Consider the following 22,512-nt stretch of genomic DNA (forward strand, 5'->3'; position numbering starts at 1 on the left):
GAAGGGTTGACTTGCAGCCGGTCTCAACCGAAGCTTTGTGGCGGTGAGGAGACCTAGCGCATACTTGCGGCAGCGCGCCACAATCCTCATCGACCGGATCCCGTGGCGCCGACGAGGGGAAATTCGATGGCCGATTATCTCGCAGACGTAAAGAAGTATGATGCGGCGGCGGATGCCGACGCGGTCGCCAAGATCGTCAAGCATCTGGGCATCGCGCTCAGGAACCGCGATTCCTCGCTGGTGTCCTGCACCGACCCGGAGGAACTGAAGCGCGTCAGGAACAGCTGGGTCGCCGGCAAGCTCGGCGTCACCGACGGTGCCAAGGCGGATGCGGCTATCGAAAAGACCTGCAAGGCTATGGCGGCCGACAACAGCAAGAGCCGGGTGACATTCTATTACCTCGTCGCCAAGGATCTGGGCATGCTCGGCTCGCTCTGAGCAACCTCGCCGCCGGTGCTGGTGAGACTTCTGCTGGAATCGTCTCGCTTTGCTGTGTTCGGCCGACGGTCATTCGGCTATGATGGCTGACAACCCGAATCGGACCGGAGCCGATGCGCCAGTATCTCGACCTTCTGAAGCATGTGCTGGAAAACGGCGCTGATCGCGGCGACCGCACGGGCACCGGAACGCGCTCGGTATTCGGCTACCAGATGCGCTTCGACCTGGCCCGCGGCTTTCCGGTCACCACCACCAAGAAGCTGCACCTGAAGTCGATCATCCACGAACTTTTGTGGTTCCTGGCCGGCGACACCAACATCAAATATCTCAACGATCACGGCGTCTCGATCTGGGATGAGTGGGCCGACGAGAACGGCGATCTCGGCCCGGTCTATGGCAAACAATGGCGGTCGTGGCCGGACGGCCATGGCGGCGCTATCGACCAGATTGCGAATCTTCTGAAGGAGATACGCAAAAATCCTAATTCGCGGCGGCTGATCGTTTCGGCGTGGAACCCGGCCGAGGTGGAGGCCATGGCCTTGCCGCCCTGCCACTGCCTGTTCCAGTTCTATGTTTCGGAAGGCAAGCTTTCCTGCCAGCTCTACCAGCGTTCGGGCGATATCTTTCTCGGTGTGCCGTTCAACATCGCTTCCTATGCGTTGCTGACGCTGATGGTGGCGCAGGTGACCGGATTGAAACCCGGCGATTTCATCCACACGCTCGGCGACGCGCATCTTTACTCGAACCATTTCGAGCAGGCGCGCGAACAATTGCGGCGCACGCCCAAGGCGTTGCCGACGCTGTGGATCAATCCCGAGGTGAAGGATCTCTTTGCCTTCCGCTTCGAGGATTTCCGGCTCGAGAACTATTTCGCCGACGCGACGATCAAGGCACCGATCGCGGTCTAGCACCATAGCTGACTGTGCATGTCGACATTGCCTACTGCGGCTACGCCCTCGGGCGTTGTCAGCATCCATCTTTATTGGCCGACGTCGACTTGACGCGCAATCCCTGGTCGCTGATTTTCATGTGAATATTTCCTTCGGCCTCGGTGCCGCTGTATCCAACGAAGATTATCGCAGGCCGGGAAAACCTCAGCTCAGAATGCCGTAGGCGATAAAGAGCCTTTCCTTGTTATGTTCACATGGATATATCGATGGACGGCTTCGGGCGTTCCGAGACGAGGAGAGTTTCATGCTGGCGCGCAAAGGTTCGACGACGATTGCCATCGCGGGTCTCGCCGCCATCCTGATGGCCGCGGTGCCGGCGGCCCATGCCGATGACAAGGTGGTCGTGTTTGCCGCGGCGAGCCTGAAGGATGGGCTCGATGCCGTCAACAAGGCCTGCGAGGCCGATGTCGGCGAGGCGGCGACCATTTCCTACGCGGCGAGCTCGGCGCTGGCCAGGCAGATTGAAAGCGGCGCGCCAGCAGACCTGTTCATCTCGGCCGATCTCGACTGGATGAAATATCTTGCCGACAGGAAGCTGACCAAGCCCGAAACCCAAGTGAAACTGCTCGGTAACCAGATCGTGCTGGTTGCGCCGCGGGATTCCAAGGTTGAAACCAGGATCGAAAAGGGTTTCGATCTTGCCAAGCTCGTCGGTGACGGCAAACTTGCCATGGGCGATGTCAAAGCTGTGCCGGCAGGCAAATACGGCAAGGCAGCCCTCGAATCGCTCGGTGCCTGGTCTTCGGTCGAAGGCAAGGTGGCGCAGGCCGAGAATGTCCGCGCCGCCCTAAAGCTGGTGTCGACCGGCGAGGCAGCACTCGGCATCGTCTACGCCACGGATGCGCATGCGGAGCCTGGCGTGAAGGTGGTCGGCACTTTCCCCGCGGGTACCCATCCGCCGATCATCTATCCAGTCGCCCAGCTTGCGGATTCGAAGAGCAGGGATACGCCGGCATTCCTGAAATGCCTGCAATCCGCCAAGGCTGGCGAACTCTTCAAGGCGCAAGGTTTTACAATCCTCGCGCCGAGCAACTGACGTACGGCACCGCACATGAACTGGCTGCTGGATCTCGCTCCCGACGAATGGAATGCGGTCCGGCTGTCGATCAAGGTGGCGACCGTGGCGATGATTGCCAGCCTGCCGCCGGGCATCCTGATCGCTCTTGTGCTTGCCCGCGGCCAGTTCTGGGGCAAGACGCTGCTCAATGGTCTGGTGCATCTGCCGCTGATCGTGCCGCCGGTGGTGACCGGCTATTTGCTGCTGTTGACTTTCGGCAAGCGTGGTCCGGCCGGCGCTTTCCTGGCCGAACATTTCGGGATCGTTTTTTCCTTCCGCTGGACTGGCGCCGCGCTCGCCTGCGGCGTGATGGGCTTTCCGCTGATGGTGCGGGCCATCCGGCTGTCGATCGAGGCCGTCGACCGCAAAATCGAGGCGGCCGCCGGCACGCTCGGCGCCAATCCGCTATGGGTATTCGGCACGATCACGCTGCCGCTGATCCTGCCCGGGCTGATCGCCGGTGCGATCCTCTCCTTCGCCAAGGCGATGGGCGAATTCGGCGCGACGATCACCTTTGTCTCCAACATTCCGAACGAGACGCAGACGCTACCGTCGGCGATCTACACTTTCACGCAGGTTCCCGGCGGCGACGCCGGCGCGCTCAGGCTGACGCTGATCTCGATCGTCATCTCGATGGCGGCACTTGTTGCCTCGGAAGTGCTGGCGCGGCGTGTCGGCCGGCGGATGGACATCGAATGACGGTTCAGGTCGACATCAGCCACCGGCTTGGCGATTTCACCGTCAATGCCCGCTTCGAAAGCGCCGGGCGGCTGACCGCGCTGTTCGGGCCTTCCGGCTCCGGAAAGACGACGCTGATCAATTTGATTGCCGGGCTGATCCGCCCCGACAAAGGTCGCATCGCGGCCGAGGGCCGCGTGCTGGTTGATAGCGATGCCGGTCTGTTCGTGCCGAAGCACAAACGGCGGATCGGCATGGTGTTCCAGGATGCGCGGCTGTTTCCGCATATGAGCGTGGCGAGCAATCTGCGCTATGGCCGCTGGTTCACGCCGGCTGCCGAGCGTTACGCCGATATCAATGGCGTGGTCGAACTGCTCGGGATCGGCCATTTGCTCGACCGGCGGCCGGCAAAACTCTCCGGTGGCGAGAAGCAGCGTGTGGCAATCGGCAGGGCGCTGCTTGCCAGTCCGAAATTGCTGCTGATGGACGAGCCGCTGGCTTCGCTCGATGAGCGGCGCAAGGCCGAGATCTTGCCTTATATCGAGCGGCTGCGCGACGAGACGAAAATCCCGATCGTCTATGTCAGCCACTCGATCGCCGAAGTGGCGCGGCTGGCGAGCGACGTCGTGGTGCTGATGCAAGGAAAGGTCGCCGCTTCCGGTCCGACCGGAGCGATCATGCAGCGTCTGGATCTATTGCCGGCCGAAGAGCGCGGCGAGGGCGGCGCCGTGCTGGATACCGCGGTTCTGCGCCACGACGAAGCCTTCGGCATGACGGTGCTAGGCTCATTGGCGGGCGAGATCCGGGTGCCGCTTCTGGCAACGCCAGTCGGTGCGCCGGTGCGCGTCCGCATCCGTGCCCGCGACGTGATGATCGCCACCGAGCAGCCGGTTGGCCTCAGCGCGCTCAACATATTGCCGGGCACGATCGTGGCGATAGAGCCGGGCGAAGGGCCTACCGTCGAGATCGGCCTCGACTGCAATGGCGCAACCGTGCTTGCCCGCATCACAGAACAGTCGCGGCAGACACTGGGGCTTCGGCTTGGTCGACAGGTGTTCGCCGTGGTCAAGACGGTGAGCTTCGACCGGGCGAATACCGGCGCCGGCCTGCCCGCCGAGGCGGATGAGTGAACGGCCGATGATTCGCTATATCGTTTTGGAATAGCGGTATCGCTGCAGAACCTGTAGAATAGCGTGACCGCGGAGGAGCAAATGCCGTCGCTGAGTTTGCGGATAAATCTCGATCCAGATGGCCGCATCGGACCGGGCAAGATCGAGCTTCTGGAACAGATCGCCGCCTTCGGCTCGATTTCGGCCGCGGCACGCGGCATGGAGATGTCCTACAAGCACGCCTGGGATCTGGTCGAAGACATGAACCGCGTGTTCGGCAAGCCGCTGGTTGCGGCACAGACGGGCGGCAAAAAAGGCGGTGGCGCCCAGTTGACGTCGGTCGGGCTTGCTGTGGTCAGCCGCTTCCGCGCGATCGAGCGGGCTGCGTCTTCAGCAGCGGCGGCGCATATGGAGGCGCTGCAAGCCGAGATCGACGCAGCGTGACGCCGGCGGAATTCTGCCGCGTGTGATCCCTGTTACTTCTTAGGCTCGCCCGGCTTGCGCAGCAGATAGGTGTCCATGATCCAGCCTTTTTTCCGGCGGGCCTGCTCACGGGTGGTCACGATCTTGTCGCCGACGTCGCCAATCCGGCCCGAGATGACGATCTCGTCAGGCGTCCCGAGATAGGCGCCCCAGTGAACGGTGACGTCGTTGTCGTCCAGCGTGTTGAAGGCGCATTTGCCGTCCAGCATGACGATGGTGCTGCCGGCGTTTTCGGGCAGACCTTCCTCGGCGAGCCGGCGGCCGGTGGTGATCAAAATGGCGTCGCCGATCCGGTTCAATGCCATTTTGTGGCTGGCTGCGAGTGCCTGGATGGCGGTGATGCCAGGGACGACCTCCAGCTCGAACGCTACATTGCCTCTGAGGCGCACGCGCTCAAGGATGCGCAGCGCACTGTCGTAGAGCGACGGATCGCCCCAGATCAGGAAGGCGCCGCAGCCATCTTCAGGGAGTTCGTCGCGGATCAGGCCTTCGTAGATCGCGGCGATCGCCTCGTGCCAGTCGTCGACGGTCGAGCGGTAGGAAGGCGCCGGCTCGGCGCGCACCGGCACGTCGAATTCGACACGGCGCGAGTCCGGATTAATGACGAAGCGGTCGCAGATCTGGCGGCGCAATTCGGCGAGATCGTTCTTCTTGGCGCCCTTGTCGGGAATGAACAGCACGTCGGCCCGATTGAGACCGTTAATGGCCTGGACCGTCATGTGCTCCGGATTGCCGGCGCCGATGCCGATGACGAGAAGCTTGCGCATGGGCGAACTCCTGCCCGATCGGGACCGGCGTGTCTAGACCGACACGACATGCCGGCAGGCGCCGGCGCATTTGCCGAAAGGCTTTGAAACGCCACATTGAACAGCTAGAGTCATGTTGGCATTCTCGCCGGGGGAGTTTCCATGTTCCGTTACGTCCTGACCGCAGCCTTGGCGCTCTCGGCTACGCCTGCGCTCGCCAATGATTCGGTCGCCGAACTCGGCACCGGTGGGCTGATTCTTTCGCGCAGCGATGCGGTGGCGATGGAAAGCGAGGATCTCTACATCTCGCCGGAAAAAGTGATGGTCGATTACGTCTTCCGCAACAATACCGACAAGGATGTCGATGCGATCGTCGCCTTTCCGATGCCCGACATCGAAGGCGACCCCGAAGAAATACCAGCGATTCCGGAGGCGCAGAGCGACAATTTCCTCGGCTTCGAAGTGACGATCGACGGGGAGCCGGCAAAGCCGCAGCTCGAGCAGAAGGTGTTCGCGCTCGGCATCGACATCGGCGCTGACCTGAAGGCGCAGGGCGTGCCGTTCTATCCGTTCGGCGATGCGGCCAAGGCAGCGCTGGCAAAGCTGCCGCAAGCGGTCGCCGACGACTGGGTCAACCGCGGCATCATCATCGAGGACACTGCTGACGACGGTTCGGGCATGAAGACCGTCTATACGCCGTTCTGGCAATTGCGCTCGACCTATTGGTGGCGCTCGACGTTTCCGGCCAACAAGGCGGTCCATGTCTCGCATCGCTACAAGCCGAGCGTCGGCGGCACCTCCTCGGTCAGCTTCTTCTATGACGGCCAGTTCCAGGGTCAGTATGCCGCCTACAAGACACGCTACTGCATGGACGATGCCTTCGAGAATGCCGTGCGCAAGGCAGCCAAGGACGATCCCGACGGCTACCCCAAATATTTCGAGAACCGCATCGCCTATATCCTGACCACGGGCGGCAACTGGGCGTCGGGAAACATCGGCAGTTTCAAGCTGACCGTCGACAAGGGCGATGCGAAGAACCTGGTCTCGTTTTGCGGCGAAAACGTCAGGAAGATCGGACCGACGACGTTCGAGATGAAGGCGCAGAACTTCTACCCCGAGCATGACATCGACATATTGCTGCTTGAGCCGTCGGATGGCGGAAACGGCGGCTGATGGACCTCGCGCTTTATGTCGCCATCGCCGAGAACGGCGTGATCGGGCGCGAGGGTGGGTTGCCGTGGCGGCTGTCCACCGATCTCAAGCGGTTCAAAGCCGATACGATGGGCAAGCCCATCATCATGGGCCGCAAGACCTATGAAGGCATCGGCCGCCCATTGCCGGGCAGGCTCAACATCGTGGTGACACGAGACAAGGCATGGCGCGCCGAGGGCGTCGAAGTCGCGCACTCGATCGAGGACGCGATCGCGCTGGCGACGGTGCGCGGGCGCTGCATGGCCGGCGCCGACGAGATCTGCGTCATCGGCGGCGGCGAAATCTACGCTCAGGCGCTGCCGTTGGCCGATCGGCTGCACGTGACCCATGTTCTGGCCGCGGTCGACGGCGATGCCCATTTCCCGCCGATCGATCCGGCGCTGTGGCGGATCGTCCGCTCGCAGGAGGTGGAGGCTGGCGAAAAGGACAGCCATGCGACACGCTATTCGGTTTACGAGCGGCGCCGCGACGTGCATTGAAGGCGACAAAGGGGTCGCGACAGGTCTAGATGGACCCAAAGGCGGACAGTGGCGGCAGCCGATCGCGTTGAAAGCGTGCCGTCGCATCCCTATAGAAGAATAATATTGGATTTTGCGCCGGTGAGCCGGCGCTTGAGGGAATTCCAAGCGAAAGGACATTCATGCCCTGGAACGACAAGAGCGGCGGCGGCGGCCCGTGGGGCGGCGGCAACAATCAGGGGCCTTGGGGTCAGGGACCAAAAGGACCTAGCGGCCCGCAGGGCTCGCCTCCCGATCTCGAGGATATCATCCGGCGCGGGCAGGACCGGTTGCGGCGCGCGCTGCCGGGCGGCGGTGGCGCGAGCCCTGCCGTGTTCGCGCTGATTGCCGCGGCGCTGGTGGTGCTATGGGCGTTCAAGGCAGTGTACACCGTCCAGCCAGATGAAGTTGCGGTGGAGCTCAGGTTCGGCAAGCCGAAGGCGGAGCTGTCGCAGCCGGGCCTGCATTTCCATTGGTGGCCCATCGAAACGGTCGAGACCGCTAACATCGCCGAGCAGCTTGTCAGCATCGGCGGCGGCAGCACCAGCGGCGATGGCCTGATGCTTTCCGGCGACCAGAACATCGTCAACGTGCAATTCTCGGTGGCCTATCAGGTTTCCGACCCGAAGGCCTATCTGTTCGACGTGTCCGACCCGGGCGGCATGCTGCAGCAGGTCGCCGAAAGCGCGATGCGCGAAGCGGTCGGCCGGCGCCCGGCGCAGGACATTTTCCGCGACGACCGGCAAGGCATTGCGGCGTCGGTGCGTGAGATCATCCAGACGACGCTGGACGGCTACAAGGCCGGCCTCAACGTCAACGCAATTTCCATCGAGGACGCCGCGCCGCCGCGCGAGGTGGCAGACGCGTTCGACGAGGTGCAGCGGGCCGAACAGGACGAGGACAAGTTCGTCGAGCAGGCCAATCAGTATTCCAATCAGAAGCTCGGCCAGGCGCGCGGTGCGGCCGCACAGATCCGCGAAGACGCGGCCGCCTACAAGAACCGGGTCGTGCAGGAGGCCGAAGGCGAGGCGCAGCGCTTCATCTCGGTCTATGACGAATATGCAAAGGCGCCGGAAGTGACGCGCAAGCGGCTCTACCTGGAGACGATGGAGAGGGTGCTGAAGGATTCGAGCAAGGTCATCGTCGAGCAAGGCAACGGGCAAGGGGTGGTTCCCTACCTGCCGCTGCCGGCATTGCAGCAGAAGGCGCCGGCACCGGCCACCGGAGGAAACCAGTGATGGCCAACCGTCTTCCCGTCATTGCGGTCATCGCCGCGGTCATCCTGTTCCTGCTCTATTCGTCGGTCTTCGTCGTCAATGCGCGCCAGCAGGCGCTGGTGCTCAGGTTCGGCGAAATCGTCGACGTCAAGAACCAGCCGGGCATCTATTTCAAGGCGCCATTCTCCTTCTTCGATGCCGACACCGTCCAGCTGATCGAAAACAGGGTCCTGCGCTTCGACCTCGACAACATCCGTGTCCAGGTTTCGGGCGGCAAATTCTATGAGGTCGATGCCTTTATCGCCTATCGTATCTCGGACCCGCGTGTGTTCCGCGCCGCGGTTTCCGGCCAGATCGAACTGGCCGAGGCCCGGTTGAGGACGCGTCTCGACGCTGCCTTGCGCCGCGTCTACGGCCTGCGCGACTTCGAGGCGGCACTCTCGGAAGAGCGCGCCGTGATGATGCGCGAGGTGCGCGATCAGCTGAGACCTGATGCCACCTCGCTTGGCCTGCAGATCGAGGATGTCCGCATCCGCCGCACCGATCTCACGGCCGAAGTCTCGCAGCAGACCTTCGACCGCATGAAGGCCGAACGTCTCGCCGAAGCCGAGCGGCTGAGGGCGCGCGGCAACGAGGCAGCGCAGCGGATCAGGGCTCGCGCCGACCGCGAAGTGGTCGAAATCGTCGCCGAAGCGCAGAAAGAGTCTGAAATCCTGCGCGGTGAAGGTGAAGCCCAGCGCAGCGCGACGTTTGCCGGGGCCTATCAGCGCGATCCGGCCTTCTTCGATTTCTACCGGTCGATGAATGCCTATGGCACGGCGCTGAACAGCGCAGGAACGACGATGGTGCTGTCGCCGAATTCCGAGTTCTTCCGCTTCTTCCGCGACCCGGACAGCAAGGAAACGCCTGCGGCACCGGCGGCACCAGCGCCAGCACCTGCCGCTCCCGCGCCACCGGCGGCTCAGCCAAGCACCGGCCAGTAGGGCCGGTGCAGGGATAGCCGGCGTAACAGAGGATTTATTCTCTGGCGGTAGCCATAGCCGCAAACGTGCCTTATTTCTTGCCAACATGACGCGACGCGGCGTTTTTTGCCGAAGCGCTTTTTTCAGAACACCCGGAGGCCTTTCGATGACATCCACCACCCTTCTGCGTGCAGCGAGGCGGACGTTCATCGCCGGGGCCGCTGCGCTTCTGGTCGGCGCCATTGCCGTTCCGTCGTTCGTGGCGCCGACGATGGCAGCCGACGGGCCGCCCTCGGTTGCCGATCTCGCCGCCGGCCTGCTTGGCGCCGTGGTCAACATCTCGACGTCGCAGACTGTTAAAGGCACTGAGGGGCCGGGCGCAGTGCCGATGCCGCAGCTGCCGGAGGGCTCGCCCTTCCAGGACTTCTTCGACGATTTCTTCAAGAACCGTGGCGGCGACAAGGGCGGCGGCGGGCAAAAGGTGCAGTCGCTGGGCTCCGGCTTCGTGGTCGACGCCGTGCAGGGCATCGTGGTGACCAACAACCACGTCATTGCCGATGCCGACGACATCGAGGTGAATTTCTCCGATGGGGTGACGCTCAAGGCGACGCTGGTCGGCACCGACACCAAGACCGATGTCGCGGTGCTGAAGGTCGATCCGAAAGGGCACAAGCTGACGGCGGTGAAGTTCGGCGATTCCAACACGATGCGTGTCGGCGACTGGGTGATGGCGATCGGCAATCCGTTCGGTCTCGGCGGCACGGTGACGGTCGGCATCGTCTCGGCACGCAATCGCGACATCAATTCCGGCCCGTATGACGACTTCATCCAGACCGATGCCGCGATCAACCGCGGCAATTCCGGCGGACCGCTGTTCAACAGCAGCGGCGAGGTCATCGGCATCAACACGGCAATCATCTCGCCATCGGGCGGCTCGATCGGCATCGGCTTCTCGATCCCGTCGCAGCTTGCCTCGGGCGTCGTCGACCAGCTTCGCCAGTTCGGCGAGACGCGGCGCGGCTGGCTCGGCGTGCGCATCCAGCCGGTGACCGACGACATTGCCGAAAGCCTGGGCATGGCGACCGCCAAGGGCGCGTTGGTCGCCGGCGTTATCAAGGGCGGGCCGGTCGACAACGGCACCATCCAGGCCGGCGACGTCATCATCAAGTTCGACGGCAAGGACATCCATGAAATGCGCGACCTGCCACGCGTCGTGGCGGAGAGCCCGGTCGGCAAGGCGGTCGACGTGATCATCGTGCGCAAAGGGGTCGAGCAGACCGTCAAGGTGACGCTCGGCCGGCTCGAGGACAGCGAAAAGCTTGCCAGCGGCGGTGAAAACGGCAACGCCGACCAGGACGATGCCGACAAGGCGCCTGCGGTTTCGACGGCTGCCGTGCTCGGCATGACGATCGGCGAGCTCAATGAGGAGACGCGCACGAAATTCGGCATCGCCGCCGACGTCTCCGGCGTCGTCGTGACCGACGTCTCCAAGGATTCGGCGGCTGCCGAACGCGGCATCCAGCCGGGCGAGGTGATCACCGAGATCGCGCAGGAATCGGTCGCAACGCCCAAGGACGTCATGGACCGGATCGGCGCGCTGAAGGAGCAGGGGCGCAAGAACGCGCTGTTGATGCTGGCGTCGAAGACCGGCGAGCTGAGGTTTGTGACAATCCGGATGGATTGAGTCCGGAAGAGCCTGCAATGCTCTGATCTTGAAACGAAAAAGGGCGGCTAGCGGGTCGCTCTTTTTCTTGCCTGCCAGTCTGTGCGTGACAGCCTGTAGAAGACATGTCGCCTGAGTGCGGTGTGGCTGTCCGGAACACCGGGATGGTCGAAATCGGAGGCGGGGTCGGCGATCATGCCCAGGCGCTCCATAACGGCAGTGGACCGGCTGTTATCCTTGACTGCGAAGGACACGATTTCGTCGAGGCCAAGTCTTTCAAAGCCATAGGTGAGCCAGGCTTCGGCTGCTTCGGTGACATAGCCGCGGCCCCAGAATTCGGGTGCCAGCCGCCAGCCGATCTCGATCGTGCCGGGCGGCAGGAATGGCAAATGATCAGTTCGGGTTATGCCGACGAAGCCGATGCATTCGCCTGTGGCTGCGATCTCAGCGGCCGCGAAGCCGAAGCCGTCGCGATCGATAGCCGCGCGCAACTCCTCCATCTTGGTGTCCGACTGGGCACGGTCGCGGCGAAACGGAAAGAATTCCATGACCAACTCGTCGGAATTGATGCGATGGAAGAGCTCGCGGTCACGATCTTCCCAGTTGCGCAGGATCAGGCGCTCGGTGCGGATCGGCATCATTCGACAAATTCCTCCCGGCGATAACCCTGCAGATAAAGCAAGGCGGTGAGGTCGCCGTGGTCGATGCGGATCTTTGCCTCGGCTGCGACGGCCGGCTTGGCATGCAAGGCGACGCCGATGCCGGCAAGACGGATCATGTCGAGATCGTTGGCGCCGTCGCCGACGGCAATGGCATCGGCAGGCGTCAGGCCGAGGCCGGCGGAAATCTCGATAAGGGCTTCGGCCTTGGCGGCGCGGCCGAGGATCGGTTCGGCGACCAGGCCGGTGAAGCGGCGATCCTGCTCGATCAGGCGGTTGGCGCGATTTTCGTGAAAGCCGAGCAATGCTGCGATGCGGGTGGTGAAGATGTCGAAACCACCGGAGATCAGCGCCGTCCAGGCGCCATTGGCCGCCATTGTCTGGACGAGCGTGCGGCCGCCGGAGGCTAGCGTCAGGCGATTGTCGATGATGCGGTCGATGATTGCGGCATCGAGACCCTTGAGCAGCGCCACGCGCTCGCGCAAGGCCGGCTCGAATGCGATCTCGCCGTTCATCGATCGCGCCGTGATGGCGGCGACGCGATCCTTGACGCCGATCTCGTCGGCAAGCTCGTCGATGCATTCCTGGTCGATCATCGTCGAATCCATGTCGGCGATCAGGATCTTCTTGCGCCTGTTCTCGGCCGGCTGGACGGCCACGTCGATCGGTTCGGAAGCCAGCGCGGCACGCAGGCGCGCCGTTATTTCGGAAGCGTCGGCGGTCTCCGGCAAGTCGAGCTCGCAGGCGATGCCTTCGGCCAGCCAGCGAACAGCGCTTGCGCCGACCGACCGCGAGGCCATATTCGCTAGCGTCGACGTCAATGCGCGGCCGGCGGGATGGGATAGAAGCGTGGCGATCAGCAGCATCGAAAATTCCAGCGGACAGGCGGGCGAAGGCCGCGTGAAGAACGCGATCCTGATAGCCGGGCCGACCGCCAGCGGCAAGTCGGCGCTCGCACTCGACCTCGCCGAGCGCAATGGCGGTGTCATCGTCAACACCGATTCCATGCAAGGCTATTCGGTGCTCGACGTGCTGACGGCGCGGCCTGGTCCTGCCGAACTCGCCTGCGTTCCCCACTTTCTTTATGGACACGTCGATCCGTCCACCGCCTATTCAACCGGCGCCTGGTTGCGTGATGTCATAAAGCTGATCGACGACGGCACGCTTTCGGAGCGGCCAGTGATTTTCGTCGGCGGAACCGGGCTTTATTTCCGGGCGCTCACGGAAGGTATCTCGGAGATGCCCGACATTCCGAAGTCGATCCGCGATCGCTGGCGCTACGAGCTCCAGGAACAGGGCGCAGTGAGATTGCACCGCATCCTGTTGCGCGAGGATTCTGCGGCCGGCATGATGCTGAAGCCGACGGATGGCCAGCGCATCGTGCGGGCGCTGGAGGTGCTCGACGCGTCGGGCCGTTCCATCCTGGACTGGCAGGCCGCGCGTGGCCGGCCGTTGATCGACGGGAGCAGCGCGCGCTTTTTCGTCATCGAGCCGGAGCGAGCGGCTCTGGTGGAGCGGATCGATGCCCGCTTCGACCGCATGCTGGATGAGGGGGCACTGGACGAGGTGAAACAGCTTTCAGCGCTCGGCCTCGATCCCGACCTGCCGGCGATGAAAGCAATCGGTGTTCGCGAGCTTCAGGCCGCGCTGGCCGGCGCCTTCAGTTTTCCCGAGGCCATCGAGCGCGCGAAAATCGCGACGCGGCAATATGCCAAACGGCAGGCGACCTGGTTCAGGCACCAATTGGGCCCGGAATGGCAGAGATTGCGTCCTGATGGGGGGATCGACTCGATGCTCTCACTCCCTCCTTCGAGCGCAACCTGAAAAGTCGACACCGAGGGGACATTTCGCGTTGAAGTTGTCCAGGTTAACTGTCCGTAAGTTCCCGCATGCCATAAGATCGCTACGAACTTTCCAACGGGGAGCAGATGCGTTTCCACAAGGCGGAATCAGCCTTTTTCGTCTTTATTTTTGTGATCCTGGCCGCCGGCCTGGTGACGCTTTACGCCTATGGGCTCCTGCAAACCCTGGCCGCCGACATTAGCAATACGCCTTCAAAACTCGATGAAATCGTCTATCTCAACAAGCTGCTGTTTGCGACGGGCGTGCTGTTGGCGACTGCGCTGTTCTTCGGCATTTTCTTCATCTACCCGCTGATCCGAAAGCAGGCGACGGAAGAAGGCAAGCTGCGCGCCATGACCGTTTCGCTCAGCGCGCGTTCGGAGACGCTGGAGCATGCGGCGCTCACCGACAGCCTCACCGGCATGCAGAACCGGCGTTATTTCGACGATGCGCTGAAGGAATATCTCGAAGAGTTCCGCCGCATCGAGAAACCAGTAGGGCTGATGATCCTCGACCTCGACCATTTCAAGCAGGTCAACGACAGCCACGGCCACGATGTCGGCGACGAGGTGTTGCGGGCGGTCGCCAACTGTCTCAAGGACATGACACGCTATCACGACGTGGTGGCGCGCCTGGGCGGCGAGGAGTTCGCGGTGGTCACGCCCAATATGGACGCCGAGCTGCTATCCAAATTCGCCGAGCGCATCCGCAAGGCGATCGCCAACATGTCGGTGCTGACGGGCAATGTCCGACTGAAAATCACCACCAGCGTCGGGCTTGCCGTCTGGGATCGCAAGGAAACCGCCGAGGAGTTCTATCGCCGCGCCGATCGCCAGCTCTATGAGGCGAAGAGGCAAGGGCGCAACCGCGTCTGTGCCTGAATTCCGTCATTGAATTCGTGATTCCGGCCGTCTGGTATCGTTTTCTTCGTTTCCGGTGCACGCAGACCGACATCACCCCGTCAAGCTGAGATGCTGCCTTTGCGGGGCTTGCCGGAAATAGAGGTGTTGCCGTGACTAAATCCGATCTCTCCGGTCTTTACCGAGGCTATATTGCATGCCTGAACAAGCAGGATTGGCCAAATCTGGGGAGGTTTGTTCATGATGAAGTGACCCACAACGGTCGCAAGCTCGGATTGTCCGGCTATCTCGAGATGTTGGTGAGAGACTTCGACGAAATTCCGGACCTTTATTTCAACATTCAGCTATTGGTTGCCGATCCGCCTTATGTAGCGAGCCGGCTAAGCTTCGACTGCGCGCCAAGGGGAACGTTCCTTGGGCTCGATGTAAGCGGGAAGAGAATTTCGTTTGCCGAGAACGTATTTTATGAGCTTCAGAGAGGGAAAATTCGCCAGGTGTGGTCAGTTATAGACAGGACAGCCATCGAAACTCAGCTTTGATATCTGCGAGCGCTGCCTAAAAGTCGCTCGGCTCAATCATTCTGGGGGACGCAGGCCGAAGGTCGCCGGCTTGAGGCCGTAGCGCAAGTCGAAATCGTCGTTTCGCTGGGTGCGTGCGGCCGACCGCTTGCGATAGTCCGAATCGCCGGCCTGCCGGCCCGGATCGACGACTTCCGCGAAAGGCATTGCCTGTTGTGATTTCGGCACGTTGCGCAGCCGTTCGACGATCGCCACGAGGTCGACCTCGTCGCCGGTTTCGGACGGCAAGGCATTCTCGCGTTTGGCGGTGCCGGGGATCAAATCCTCGGAGAGCTTTTCGAACTTCATCCGCATCGTCGTCGCCACGCCTTCCCCGAAGGCGATAGCCTCGCGCTGGCCCATGGAAGACAGGAACGCGAGCGTCGAAGCCGAGGAATCGGCGATCGCCGAGCGGATGATCGCCTGGTCCTGCTCGTTGGCGAGCCGCATGGCAAAGAACGTCGAGCACTGCGACAGGATGGTCGGGTCGAGTTCGCCCGGGCGCTGGGTGACGACGCCGAGATAACAGCCATATTTGCGGCCTTCCTTGGCGATGCGCGACAGCGCGTGCCGCGTCGGCGCGAAACCGAGGCGCGGATCGGCCGGCATATAGCGATGCGCTTCCTCGCACAGGAAGAGCAGCCGCAGGCGGCCTTCGCTCCACAACGCCAGGTCGAAGGCCAGCCGCGCCAGGACCGAGCAAACGGAATTGACCACCTCGGACGGCATGCCGGCCATTTCGAAGCAGGTCACCGGGCGGCCGTGATGCGGCACGCGGAAGATGTTGCCGATCGTCTCGTGGATGGTGTCCTCGATCAGGCGCGAGTTGAACATGAAACGGTAGCGCGGATCGGATGCCGCCGATTCGATACGTGTCTTCAGTGACCTGAGGGTCGGGCGATCGTTCTTGCTTTCCAGCAGCCCCATGCGCTCGTCGACCAGCTTGATGAGGTCGGCAATGCGATAGGGCACCGGCGCGTCTGCGGTCAGCGCATCGGTGCTGCGCCGTAGATAGTTGCCGGAGTTCGGATTGCGGTAGAGGTTCTTGGCCGCGGGGATGAGATCGCGCAAGGCGTCGACCTCTTCCGGGACCGTCTCGCGGCCGCGAAACAGCACCTCGGCAAATTCCTCTAGCTTGAACATCCAGAAGGGCAGGTCGAGCGTCGTCGAATCGACCCTGACGCAATATTCGGGCAACGACGCGGCGAACTCGTTGTGTGGATCGAGGATGAGCACGCGCAGGTCGGGCCGGGCGGCGATCGACTTGCGCAAGAGCAGCGACACGGCGGTCGATTTGCCGACCCCGGTGGTGCCGACAATGGCGAAATGCCGCGCCAGCGTATCGTCGATGGCGATATTGGCGTCGATCGCCTCGTCCTGCGACAGCGTGCCGATGGTGATCGAATGACGACCTGCGAGATCGTAGACGGCCTGCAGGTCGCGGCTGCGGATACGATGGGCAATGGCGCCGATATGCGGGTAGGTTGTGATGCCACGGTCGAAGATCGGCTTCGCGCCGGGTTCGGCCCCGTCGCGCACCTCGCCGATCAATTCGATGCTGACCTCGATCGGATTCTGGCCCTCGCTGCTCCACGCACGATCCGACTTGCCGATTTCATAGACCAGGCCGACGGTTCGTGATGTACCGAGATTGATCGAGATCATCTTGCCGACGCTCCACAGGCCGGTGACCGTGCCTTCGATATCGTCGGCATAGGCGCTGATGGTGGCGCGCGCGCCGTCGCATTGTACGATATTGCCCAGAATGCGCTTGTCGTTCTGCTCCGCCCTGCGGCGCTCCAGCAAAGTCGGTTCCCCAATGGAGGCTTCGCGTTCAACGAGCATGGATACGCCGGTCCCCTTTTCCCAAGCGATGAGCCTAGGCGAACGGGGTTAAGGTGGGATGAGGCCGGATGGTTTAGCGGACATTAAGGAGTTTGCGAAAACTGGATGAAACGGCCGTTGCTCTGTAGAAGAATATATTGGATTAATGGATGATATAGCGAACGACATCTCCTCGACCGTCGGCAGAAGAATACATACCGAAAGAGTGGCTCGAGGCTGGTCCTTGGCAGAACTGGCGGAGCGGTCCGATGTTTCGAAAGCCATGCTGAGCACGGTAGAACGCGGCATGACCAGCCCGACGGCGGCACTCCTTGTGCGTATTGCGGCCGCCTTCGGCATGACGCTGTCCACATTGATCGCAAGGGCGGAATTGCAGGGCGGTGGCCTGCTTCGCGAACGTGACCAGCCGCTCTGGCGCGATCCGGCTACGGGTTATGTGCGGCGGCATCTTTCGCCGGTTTCGGACATGCCCCTCGAACTGATCCGGATCCAGTTGCCGGCCGGCGCCAAGGTAAGTTTCCCGGCGGCGTCTTATGCCTTTATCAGGCAACAGATATGGCTGATCTCCGGGCGACTGGAATTCACAGAGGGGGACATCGTTCACCGGCTCGAACCGGGCGACTGCCTGGCGCTCGGCGCGCCATCCGATTGCGTCTTTCACGCTCCGGGGCCGGACGCCGCCGACTATCTGGTTGCGTTGGCCAGGAGCTGAGGTGAAGGCGCGCCGTCCAAAACGCTGCGACAATGGCGGTCCGCCGCTCGACGACTATGACGGTCCGCCCTGGGGCAAGGGCGACCCCTATGTGTTTCTTGCCTGGCAGACCGCCCATGCCCAGGCATGGAAAGTGCCGAGCCGCGAGATCATGCTGATGCGGCTGCACAAGGCCGAGCGGCTGGGCCTGACCTATGAGGAATACACGCTCGAACTGCTGGAACGCGGGCGACATCTGCAAGAGGAAGACGCCGATCGCATCGCGGAAATCCGGCGGGCCAGGAAGCGGAAGCGGACCAGTCGTTTCGACTGACGGACGGCGACAGGGGAACGACATGAGTTCGATCGAAATCAGGCCACTCAGCAATGCTGACGGAACGCAAAAAATGCTGACGGAACTGCTGATCGGGACAGTCGCTGCCGGCGGCTCGGTCAGCTTCATGCATCCGTTGGTGCCGGAGATGGCCGCGGCCTTCTGGAACAAGTCGCTTCAGGCGGCCGCCAGAGGCGAAAGGGCGGTGCTTGGGGCCTGGAACGGCGAGGCTCTGGTCGGCACCATCACCTTGCTGCTCGACTGCCCTCCCAACTCGGCACCATCACCTTGCTGCTCGACTGCCCTCCCAACCAGCCGCACCGGGCCGAGATCGCCAAGCTGATGATCCGCCTCGATTACCGCGGCAAGGGCATCGCAACCCGCCTGATGGAGGCGGCGGAAGCCGTTGCTGTGGAGAAAGGCCGCACGCTGTTGGTCCTCGACACGGCAAAAGAGGAGGGGGCTTCCGGGCTCTATGAAAAGCTCGGCTTCACGCTGGCCGGCGAAATACCGGATTATGCGCTGAAGCCGCATGGCGGGCTCACAGGCACCCTCATCTACTGGAAACGCGTCGGCCGGACACGCTGATGGCGACAACGATGCACCTTTGCAACACCCGTCAGACCATCGCGGGCGTGGAAAGAATAGCTCTTGCGTCAAATTGGCGGCGAGCTTAGAGAAGCCGCCCATTCTGATCCGTCGTCCTGAAAGGAGACCTGTCAATGACCCGGCGATCCAGATCGACACATTCCGTGCCGACGCTGGAATTGCGTGCGGCTGACAGGGTTCCAATCAGGAAGAACGGCCATGGCAAAGTCCATGATCCAGCGCAGGCAGGATGCCGAGCGCGAACGCATTGAAGCATATGCCGTAACGCTGCGGCGGGTTTTTCCCGTCCCGCGTCCCGCTCCGGATTTCGAGCGGGCGCTCGACGAGGCACGTCGGGGCTTTGCCGGCATGGCGATTCGCGACGGCGCGCTGTGGCGTCCAAAGCTGAAGACGCGCGACCCCGAGCGGCTGCGGCTGGCCGCGGCGCGCCATCTCTATGCGCGCTACCCGGTTACAGCCGCGCTCGAGGGGATCTGGCTGGACAGCTCGGGGTTGAATGTCGGCGAGATTGCGCTTCGCAAGGCTTGGTATATCGCAGTGGCGCATGGTGACTCGCTTTACAAGGCGGGCGCCTGTGCGTGGCTGTCTCGCAAGGAGGTGCATTGCTTCTTGAACTTGCCCGGCGATTTCACGTTCGACGAGGCATTTTGGGTGGTGATCGCCCGGTCCTACACGGATGATTCCGGGTTGGCGGCCCGACTTGCCAAGTCGAAAATCGCGCGCACGCCACGTAACGATCTGGCCTTCTGGCGCGAGGTGACACGGTTCTTCTGCGGGCAACCCGCGTCGAAGGAGGAGATCGACGATCTTTGCGACTATATCGGCGCCGTGCACCAGCGCGATGCGGCGTACAGCCTGAAGGGTCGCACGCTTGCCTCGCTGCGTCGGCAGATGCTGGAATGGCATCGAGACATTGCCGCGATCGAACGCATCGAGGCAATGCGCCGCCGCGCTGCCGGGCGGACCACGCGTACTGCCGGGACGCAGTCGCAGGGTCGCGCCTGGGACGGCTCGTGCCTGGACGACTGGGACTGGCAGCCGTCGACCAAGGAGGCAAAGGCGCATGGCGAGCGTTTCTTCGTCCGTCAGTTGAAGACAGCTGAGGATCTGGTCGCCGAGAGCCGGGCGATGCATCATTGCGTCTCGATATACGCGGCCAAATGCATCGCCGGCAATGCCTCGATCTGGGTGCTGCGGCGCTCGGCGCTGGGCAAGATCGAGCGGTTGCTGACGATCGAACTCGACCCGCAAAACCGTGCGGTGCAGGTGCGCGGTTTCGGCAATCGTCTCGCCTCGCTCGAGGAGCGCAAGATCATCGAGCGCTGGGCCAAGGCGAGGGGTGTGGTGCTCTGCGCCTGAAACGGAAGACCCGCGCGGCGGAAAGGCGGCGCGGGTGCATAATGGGCGGATGTGCCGACGTCAGGCCAAGTGCACATTCGCCGTTGACAGCGGCGTCAAACCAATTCTATTGTCCGCCACCATGAAAAAGGCACTCATTCTCGTAGGAAAGCGCGTGGGCAAGGCGGTGTAACCGCCGGGCGGTGACCTCCCATGCGCAAGACACAGGCTCCCTCGGGGGCCTTTTTTATTGCCCGAAACACGACTAAACGACGAGCAATCGCCAGATGGCGAACAGTACGGGACCAGAACGATGAGCAGTGGACAGAATGAGCGGCGCGAAATGCCAAGAACTGAAATGCCAAGGAGCGAAATGACGGGTGCCGAAATGGTGGTGCAGGCGCTGAAGGACAATGGCGTCAAGCATGTTTTCGGCTATCCGGGCGGCGCGGTTCTGCCAATCTACGATGAAATCTTCCAGCAGGACGAGGTCGAGCACATCCTCGTCCGCCACGAGCAGGGCGCGGGCCACGCGGCGGAAGGCTATGCGCGCTCGACTGGCAAGGCCGGCGTCATGCTGGTGACCTCAGGGCCGGGCGCCACCAATGCGGTGACGCCATTGCAGGACGCGCTGATGGACTCGATCCCGCTGGTCTGCCTGACCGGCCAGGTGCCGACTTCGCTGATCGGCTCGGATGCGTTCCAGGAGTGCGACACGGTCGGCATCACGCGGCCCTGCACCAAGCACAACTGGCTGGTGAAGGACGTCAACGAGCTCGCGGCAACGATCCACGAGGCCTTCCATGTGGCAACGACAGGGCGCCCCGGTCCGGTCGTCGTCGACATCCCGAAGGACGTGCAGTTCGCCAGGGGTATCTATGTCCCGCCGCAGACGGCGCCGCGCACCAGCTACCAACCGAAGGTCCAGGGCGATCTGGAAAAGATCAAGGCGGCGGTCGAGCTGATGGGGGCTGCCCGAAAGCCGATCATCTATTCGGGCGGCGGCGTCATCAATTCCGGCCCGGAGGCGAGCCATCTGCTGCGCGAGCTGGTCGACCTCACCGGCTTTCCCATCACCTCGACGCTGATGGGCCTCGGCGCCTATCCGGCGTCGGGCAAGAACTGGATGGGCATGCTCGGCATGCACGGCACGTATGAAGCGAACATGGCGATGCACGATTGCGACGTCATGCTCTGCATCGGCGCGCGCTTCGACGACCGCATCACCGGGCGGCTGACGGCGTTTTCGCCGAATTCGAAGAAGATCCACATCGACATCGACCCGTCGTCGATCAACAAGAACGTCCACACCGACGTGCCGATCATCGGCGATGTCGGGCGTGTGCTGGAGGATCTGGTGCGGCTGTGGCGGGCAACCGCCAAGGCCGACAAGAAAGCGCTTCACCCGTGGTGGGAGCAGATTGCCAAATGGCGCGCGCGCGATTCGCTCGCCTACAAGATGAATCACGAGGTGATCATGCCGCAATACGCCGTCCAGCGGCTCTATGCGCTGACCAAGGACCTCGACACCTACATCACCACCGAGGTCGGCCAGCATCAGATGTGGGCGGCGCAGCACTATCATTTCGAGAAGCCGAACCGCTGGATGACCTCTGGCGGACTGGGCACGATGGGCTACGGCCTGCCGGCGGCACTCGGCGTGCAGATCGCGCACCCGGATGCGCTGGTCATCGATATCGCCGGCGACGCTTCGGTGCAGATGACGATGCAGGAGATGAGCGCGGCGGTGCAGCACGAGGCGCCGATCAAGATCTTCATCCTCAACAACCAATATATGGGCATGGTGCGGCAGTGGCAGCAGCTGCTGCACGGCAACCGGCTGTCGCACTCCTACACCGAGGCGATGCCGGATTTCGTCAAGCTCGCCGAAGCCTATGGCGGCCACGGCATTCGCTGCGACAAGCCGGACGAGCTCGATGACGCGATCAAGGAGATGATCGCGGTCAAGAAGCCCGTCCTGTTCGACTGCCGCGTGGCGACGCTCGCCAACTGCTTCCCGATGATCCCGTCCGGCAAGGCGCATAACGAGATGCTGTTGCCGGACGAGGCGACCGACGAAGCTGTCGCCAACGCGATCGACGCCAAGGGCAGGGAACTGGTGTAGCCTGGTTCGAGGAAGCTGTGCGGAAACAGCAGATTAGCGCAAAAGTTTGAAATCGAGATTCATGTCATGAACGCACAGTTGCAACCGACCGGCTCCGCCTATTTCATCGCCAAGGAGACGGAAAAACCAGAGAACCACACGCTTTCGGTCCTGGTCGACAACGAGCCGGGCGTGCTTGCGCGGGTCATCGGCCTGTTTTCCGGACGTGGCTACAACATCGAGAGCCTGACGGTCTCGGAAACCGAGCACGAAAAGCACCTGTCGCGCATCACCATCGTGACGCGCGGCACGCCGCACGTGCTGGAGCAGATCAAGCACCAGCTCGAGCGCATCGTGCCGGTGCACCGCGTCGTCGATCTCACCGTGCGGTCGCAGGAACTCGGACAGGAGCGGCCATTGGAGCGGGAACTCGCGCTGGTCAAGGTCGCCGGCACCGGCGAAGCCCGCGTCGAGGCGCTCCGGCTCGCCGATGCATTCCGCGCCAGCGTCATCGATGCCAACACCGAGCATTTCATCTTCGAGATCACCGGCAAGGGCTCCAAGCTCGATCAGTTCATCGCCATCATGAAACCGCTCGGGCTGGTCGAGATCTGCCGTACCGGGGTGGCGGCGATGAACCGCGGCCCGCAAGGGATGTGAT

23 protein-coding genes and 1 pseudogene are annotated in these 22,512 nt (G+C 62.6%); 20 read left to right on the forward strand and 4 right to left on the reverse strand.

The features are described 5' to 3' along the window. Positions 1–126: 126 nt before the first annotated feature. The 6 genes from NKH04_RS13650 to NKH04_RS13675 all read left to right on the forward strand — a co-directional run bounded on the left by NKH04_RS13650 (position 127) and on the right by NKH04_RS13675 (position 4,676). Entirely contained in the window at positions 127–438 is a 312-nt protein-coding gene (locus NKH04_RS13650; protein ID WP_023676702.1) for a DUF2853 family protein, read from the forward strand. A 113-nt stretch (positions 439–551) separates the two neighbouring features. After that, the gene (locus NKH04_RS13655) at positions 552–1,346 is read left to right on the forward strand and encodes a thymidylate synthase (RefSeq protein ID WP_023676701.1); all 795 of its coding nucleotides are present in this window, start codon (positions 552–554) and stop codon (positions 1,344–1,346) included. Between the two features lie 286 nt (positions 1,347–1,632). Next, entirely contained in the window at positions 1,633–2,424 is a 792-nt protein-coding gene (modA, locus tag NKH04_RS13660; protein ID WP_352471611.1) for a molybdate ABC transporter substrate-binding protein, read from the forward strand. Between the two features lie 15 nt (positions 2,425–2,439). Further along, the gene (gene modB / locus NKH04_RS13665; protein ID WP_352539561.1) at positions 2,440–3,144 is read left to right on the forward strand and encodes a molybdate ABC transporter permease subunit; all 705 of its coding nucleotides are present in this window, start codon (positions 2,440–2,442) and stop codon (positions 3,142–3,144) included. Next, the gene (gene modC / locus NKH04_RS13670) at positions 3,141–4,253 is read left to right on the forward strand and encodes a molybdenum ABC transporter ATP-binding protein (protein ID WP_352768947.1); all 1,113 of its coding nucleotides are present in this window, start codon (positions 3,141–3,143) and stop codon (positions 4,251–4,253) included. Before modB ends, modC begins: the two co-directional genes overlap by 4 nt. An 81-nt stretch (positions 4,254–4,334) precedes the next feature. Continuing rightward, positions 4,335–4,676 (forward strand): winged helix-turn-helix domain-containing protein, encoded by a 342-nt coding sequence (locus tag NKH04_RS13675; RefSeq protein ID WP_023676697.1) that lies wholly within the window; start codon positions 4,335–4,337, stop codon positions 4,674–4,676. 32 nt (positions 4,677–4,708) lie between these two features. Here NKH04_RS13675 and cobF read toward each other — a convergent pair whose 3' ends face one another. Next, a complete protein-coding gene (gene cobF, locus NKH04_RS13680; RefSeq protein ID WP_352820440.1) occupies positions 4,709–5,482 on the reverse strand; it encodes a precorrin-6A synthase (deacetylating) in 774 nt (257 codons plus the stop codon). A 141-nt stretch (positions 5,483–5,623) separates the two neighbouring features. Here cobF and NKH04_RS13685 point away from each other — a divergent pair, with 141 nt between their 5' ends. From NKH04_RS13685 to NKH04_RS13705, 5 genes are all read left to right on the forward strand, one after another. Continuing rightward, positions 5,624–6,634 (forward strand): DUF4424 domain-containing protein, encoded by a 1,011-nt coding sequence (locus tag NKH04_RS13685; protein WP_352471617.1) that lies wholly within the window; start codon positions 5,624–5,626, stop codon positions 6,632–6,634. Continuing rightward, positions 6,634–7,152: a dihydrofolate reductase gene (locus tag NKH04_RS13690; RefSeq protein WP_352471618.1), complete on the forward strand. Its 519-nt coding sequence runs from the start codon at positions 6,634–6,636 to the stop codon at positions 7,150–7,152. Before NKH04_RS13685 ends, NKH04_RS13690 begins: the two co-directional genes overlap by 1 nt. Before the next feature lie 161 nt (positions 7,153–7,313). Then, positions 7,314–8,408: an FtsH protease activity modulator HflK gene (gene hflK / locus NKH04_RS13695; protein ID WP_352501021.1), complete on the forward strand. Its 1,095-nt coding sequence runs from the start codon at positions 7,314–7,316 to the stop codon at positions 8,406–8,408. Then, positions 8,408–9,370, forward strand: coding sequence for a protease modulator HflC (hflC, locus tag NKH04_RS13700; protein ID WP_352501020.1), 963 nt, complete (start codon positions 8,408–8,410; stop codon positions 9,368–9,370). Before hflK ends, hflC begins: the two co-directional genes overlap by 1 nt. Before the next feature lie 145 nt (positions 9,371–9,515). Then, positions 9,516–11,033 (forward strand): DegQ family serine endoprotease, encoded by a 1,518-nt coding sequence (locus NKH04_RS13705; RefSeq protein ID WP_353044449.1) that lies wholly within the window; start codon positions 9,516–9,518, stop codon positions 11,031–11,033. A 47-nt stretch (positions 11,034–11,080) separates the two neighbouring features. Here the strand turns inward: NKH04_RS13705 and NKH04_RS13710 are convergent, their stop codons facing one another. Continuing rightward, positions 11,081–11,653 carry a GNAT family N-acetyltransferase gene (locus NKH04_RS13710; protein ID WP_352501018.1) on the reverse strand — a complete coding sequence of 191 codons (573 nt, stop codon included), beginning with the start codon at positions 11,651–11,653 and terminating at the stop codon, positions 11,081–11,083. Then, entirely contained in the window at positions 11,650–12,537 is an 888-nt protein-coding gene (serB, locus tag NKH04_RS13715; protein ID WP_352501017.1) for a phosphoserine phosphatase SerB, read from the reverse strand. Before serB ends, NKH04_RS13710 begins: the two co-directional genes overlap by 4 nt. On the opposite strand from serB, the gene miaA reads away from it, so the two are divergent. The 3 genes from miaA (at position 12,527) to NKH04_RS13730 (ending at position 14,912) form a co-directional block, all read left to right on the forward strand. After that, positions 12,527–13,495, forward strand: coding sequence for a tRNA (adenosine(37)-N6)-dimethylallyltransferase MiaA (gene miaA, locus NKH04_RS13720; RefSeq protein ID WP_352501110.1), 969 nt, complete (start codon positions 12,527–12,529; stop codon positions 13,493–13,495). The two genes, serB and miaA, sit on opposite strands and share 11 nt — an antisense overlap. Before the next feature lie 104 nt (positions 13,496–13,599). Then, positions 13,600–14,394 (forward strand): GGDEF domain-containing protein, encoded by a 795-nt coding sequence (locus NKH04_RS13725; RefSeq protein WP_352501016.1) that lies wholly within the window; start codon positions 13,600–13,602, stop codon positions 14,392–14,394. Between the two features lie 131 nt (positions 14,395–14,525). Next, entirely contained in the window at positions 14,526–14,912 is a 387-nt protein-coding gene (locus NKH04_RS13730) for an ester cyclase (RefSeq protein ID WP_352501015.1), read from the forward strand. Positions 14,913–14,948: 36 nt separating this feature from the next. Here NKH04_RS13730 and NKH04_RS13735 read toward each other — a convergent pair whose 3' ends face one another. Then, positions 14,949–16,775 (reverse strand): ATP-binding protein, encoded by a 1,827-nt coding sequence (locus NKH04_RS13735; RefSeq protein ID WP_352501014.1) that lies wholly within the window; start codon positions 16,773–16,775, stop codon positions 14,949–14,951. A gap of 145 nt (positions 16,776–16,920) precedes the next feature. Here NKH04_RS13735 and NKH04_RS13740 point away from each other — a divergent pair, with 145 nt between their 5' ends. The 6 genes and pseudogenes from NKH04_RS13740 (at position 16,921) to ilvN (ending at position 22,511) form a co-directional block, all read left to right on the forward strand. Continuing rightward, entirely contained in the window at positions 16,921–17,487 is a 567-nt protein-coding gene (locus NKH04_RS13740; RefSeq protein ID WP_353044450.1) for a helix-turn-helix domain-containing protein, read from the forward strand. A 1-nt stretch (position 17,488) separates the two neighbouring features. Then, on the forward strand, positions 17,489–17,800 hold the full coding sequence (locus tag NKH04_RS13745) for a hypothetical protein (RefSeq protein ID WP_352471626.1): 312 nt from the start codon (positions 17,489–17,491) through the stop codon (positions 17,798–17,800). Positions 17,801–17,822: 22 nt separating this feature from the next. Further along, positions 17,823–18,388, forward strand: a pseudogene (locus NKH04_RS13750) (GNAT family N-acetyltransferase). A gap of 219 nt (positions 18,389–18,607) precedes the next feature. Continuing rightward, complete coding sequence (locus NKH04_RS13755) at positions 18,608–19,768, forward strand: PcfJ domain-containing protein (protein WP_353044451.1); 1,161 nt, start codon at positions 18,608–18,610, stop codon at positions 19,766–19,768. A 352-nt stretch (positions 19,769–20,120) separates the two neighbouring features. Continuing rightward, positions 20,121–21,872, forward strand: coding sequence for an acetolactate synthase 3 large subunit (locus NKH04_RS13760; RefSeq protein ID WP_352471629.1), 1,752 nt, complete (start codon positions 20,121–20,123; stop codon positions 21,870–21,872). A 66-nt stretch (positions 21,873–21,938) separates the two neighbouring features. Further along, positions 21,939–22,511 carry an acetolactate synthase small subunit gene (ilvN, locus tag NKH04_RS13765; RefSeq protein ID WP_124995754.1) on the forward strand — a complete coding sequence of 191 codons (573 nt, stop codon included), beginning with the start codon at positions 21,939–21,941 and terminating at the stop codon, positions 22,509–22,511. Position 22,512 lies beyond the last annotated feature (1 nt).

The sequence above is a fragment of the Mesorhizobium sp. M1365 genome (assembly GCF_040317865.1).
Taxonomy (GTDB): domain Bacteria; phylum Pseudomonadota; class Alphaproteobacteria; order Rhizobiales; family Rhizobiaceae; genus Mesorhizobium.

Excerpts from the sequence above, each read along its gene's own strand:
- NKH04_RS13650 (WP_023676702.1), top strand. The coding sequence starts at position 127 with ATGGCCGATTATCTCGCAGACGTAAAGAAGTATGATGCGGCGGCGGAT.
- NKH04_RS13655 (WP_023676701.1), top strand. The coding sequence starts at position 552 with ATGCGCCAGTATCTCGACCTTCTGAAGCATGTGCTGGAAAACGGCGCT.
- modA (WP_352471611.1), top strand. The coding sequence starts at position 1,633 with ATGCTGGCGCGCAAAGGTTCGACGACGATTGCCATCGCGGGTCTCGCC.
- modB (WP_352539561.1), top strand. The coding sequence starts at position 2,440 with ATGAACTGGCTGCTGGATCTCGCTCCCGACGAATGGAATGCGGTCCGG.
- modC (WP_352768947.1), top strand. The coding sequence starts at position 3,141 with ATGACGGTTCAGGTCGACATCAGCCACCGGCTTGGCGATTTCACCGTC.
- NKH04_RS13675 (WP_023676697.1), top strand. The coding sequence starts at position 4,335 with ATGCCGTCGCTGAGTTTGCGGATAAATCTCGATCCAGATGGCCGCATC.
- cobF (WP_352820440.1), bottom strand. The coding sequence starts at position 5,482 with ATGCGCAAGCTTCTCGTCATCGGCATCGGCGCCGGCAATCCGGAGCAC.
- NKH04_RS13685 (WP_352471617.1), top strand. The coding sequence starts at position 5,624 with ATGTTCCGTTACGTCCTGACCGCAGCCTTGGCGCTCTCGGCTACGCCT.
- NKH04_RS13690 (WP_352471618.1), top strand. The coding sequence starts at position 6,634 with ATGGACCTCGCGCTTTATGTCGCCATCGCCGAGAACGGCGTGATCGGG.
- hflK (WP_352501021.1), top strand. The coding sequence starts at position 7,314 with ATGCCCTGGAACGACAAGAGCGGCGGCGGCGGCCCGTGGGGCGGCGGC.
- hflC (WP_352501020.1), top strand. The coding sequence starts at position 8,408 with ATGGCCAACCGTCTTCCCGTCATTGCGGTCATCGCCGCGGTCATCCTG.
- NKH04_RS13705 (WP_353044449.1), top strand. The coding sequence starts at position 9,516 with ATGACATCCACCACCCTTCTGCGTGCAGCGAGGCGGACGTTCATCGCC.
- NKH04_RS13710 (WP_352501018.1), bottom strand. The coding sequence starts at position 11,653 with ATGATGCCGATCCGCACCGAGCGCCTGATCCTGCGCAACTGGGAAGAT.
- serB (WP_352501017.1), bottom strand. The coding sequence starts at position 12,537 with ATGCTGCTGATCGCCACGCTTCTATCCCATCCCGCCGGCCGCGCATTG.
- NKH04_RS13725 (WP_352501016.1), top strand. The coding sequence starts at position 13,600 with ATGCGTTTCCACAAGGCGGAATCAGCCTTTTTCGTCTTTATTTTTGTG.
- NKH04_RS13735 (WP_352501014.1), bottom strand. The coding sequence starts at position 16,775 with ATGCTCGTTGAACGCGAAGCCTCCATTGGGGAACCGACTTTGCTGGAG.
- NKH04_RS13740 (WP_353044450.1), top strand. The coding sequence starts at position 16,921 with ATGGATGATATAGCGAACGACATCTCCTCGACCGTCGGCAGAAGAATA.
- NKH04_RS13755 (WP_353044451.1), top strand. The coding sequence starts at position 18,608 with ATGGCAAAGTCCATGATCCAGCGCAGGCAGGATGCCGAGCGCGAACGC.
- NKH04_RS13760 (WP_352471629.1), top strand. The coding sequence starts at position 20,121 with ATGACGGGTGCCGAAATGGTGGTGCAGGCGCTGAAGGACAATGGCGTC.
- ilvN (WP_124995754.1), top strand. The coding sequence starts at position 21,939 with ATGAACGCACAGTTGCAACCGACCGGCTCCGCCTATTTCATCGCCAAG.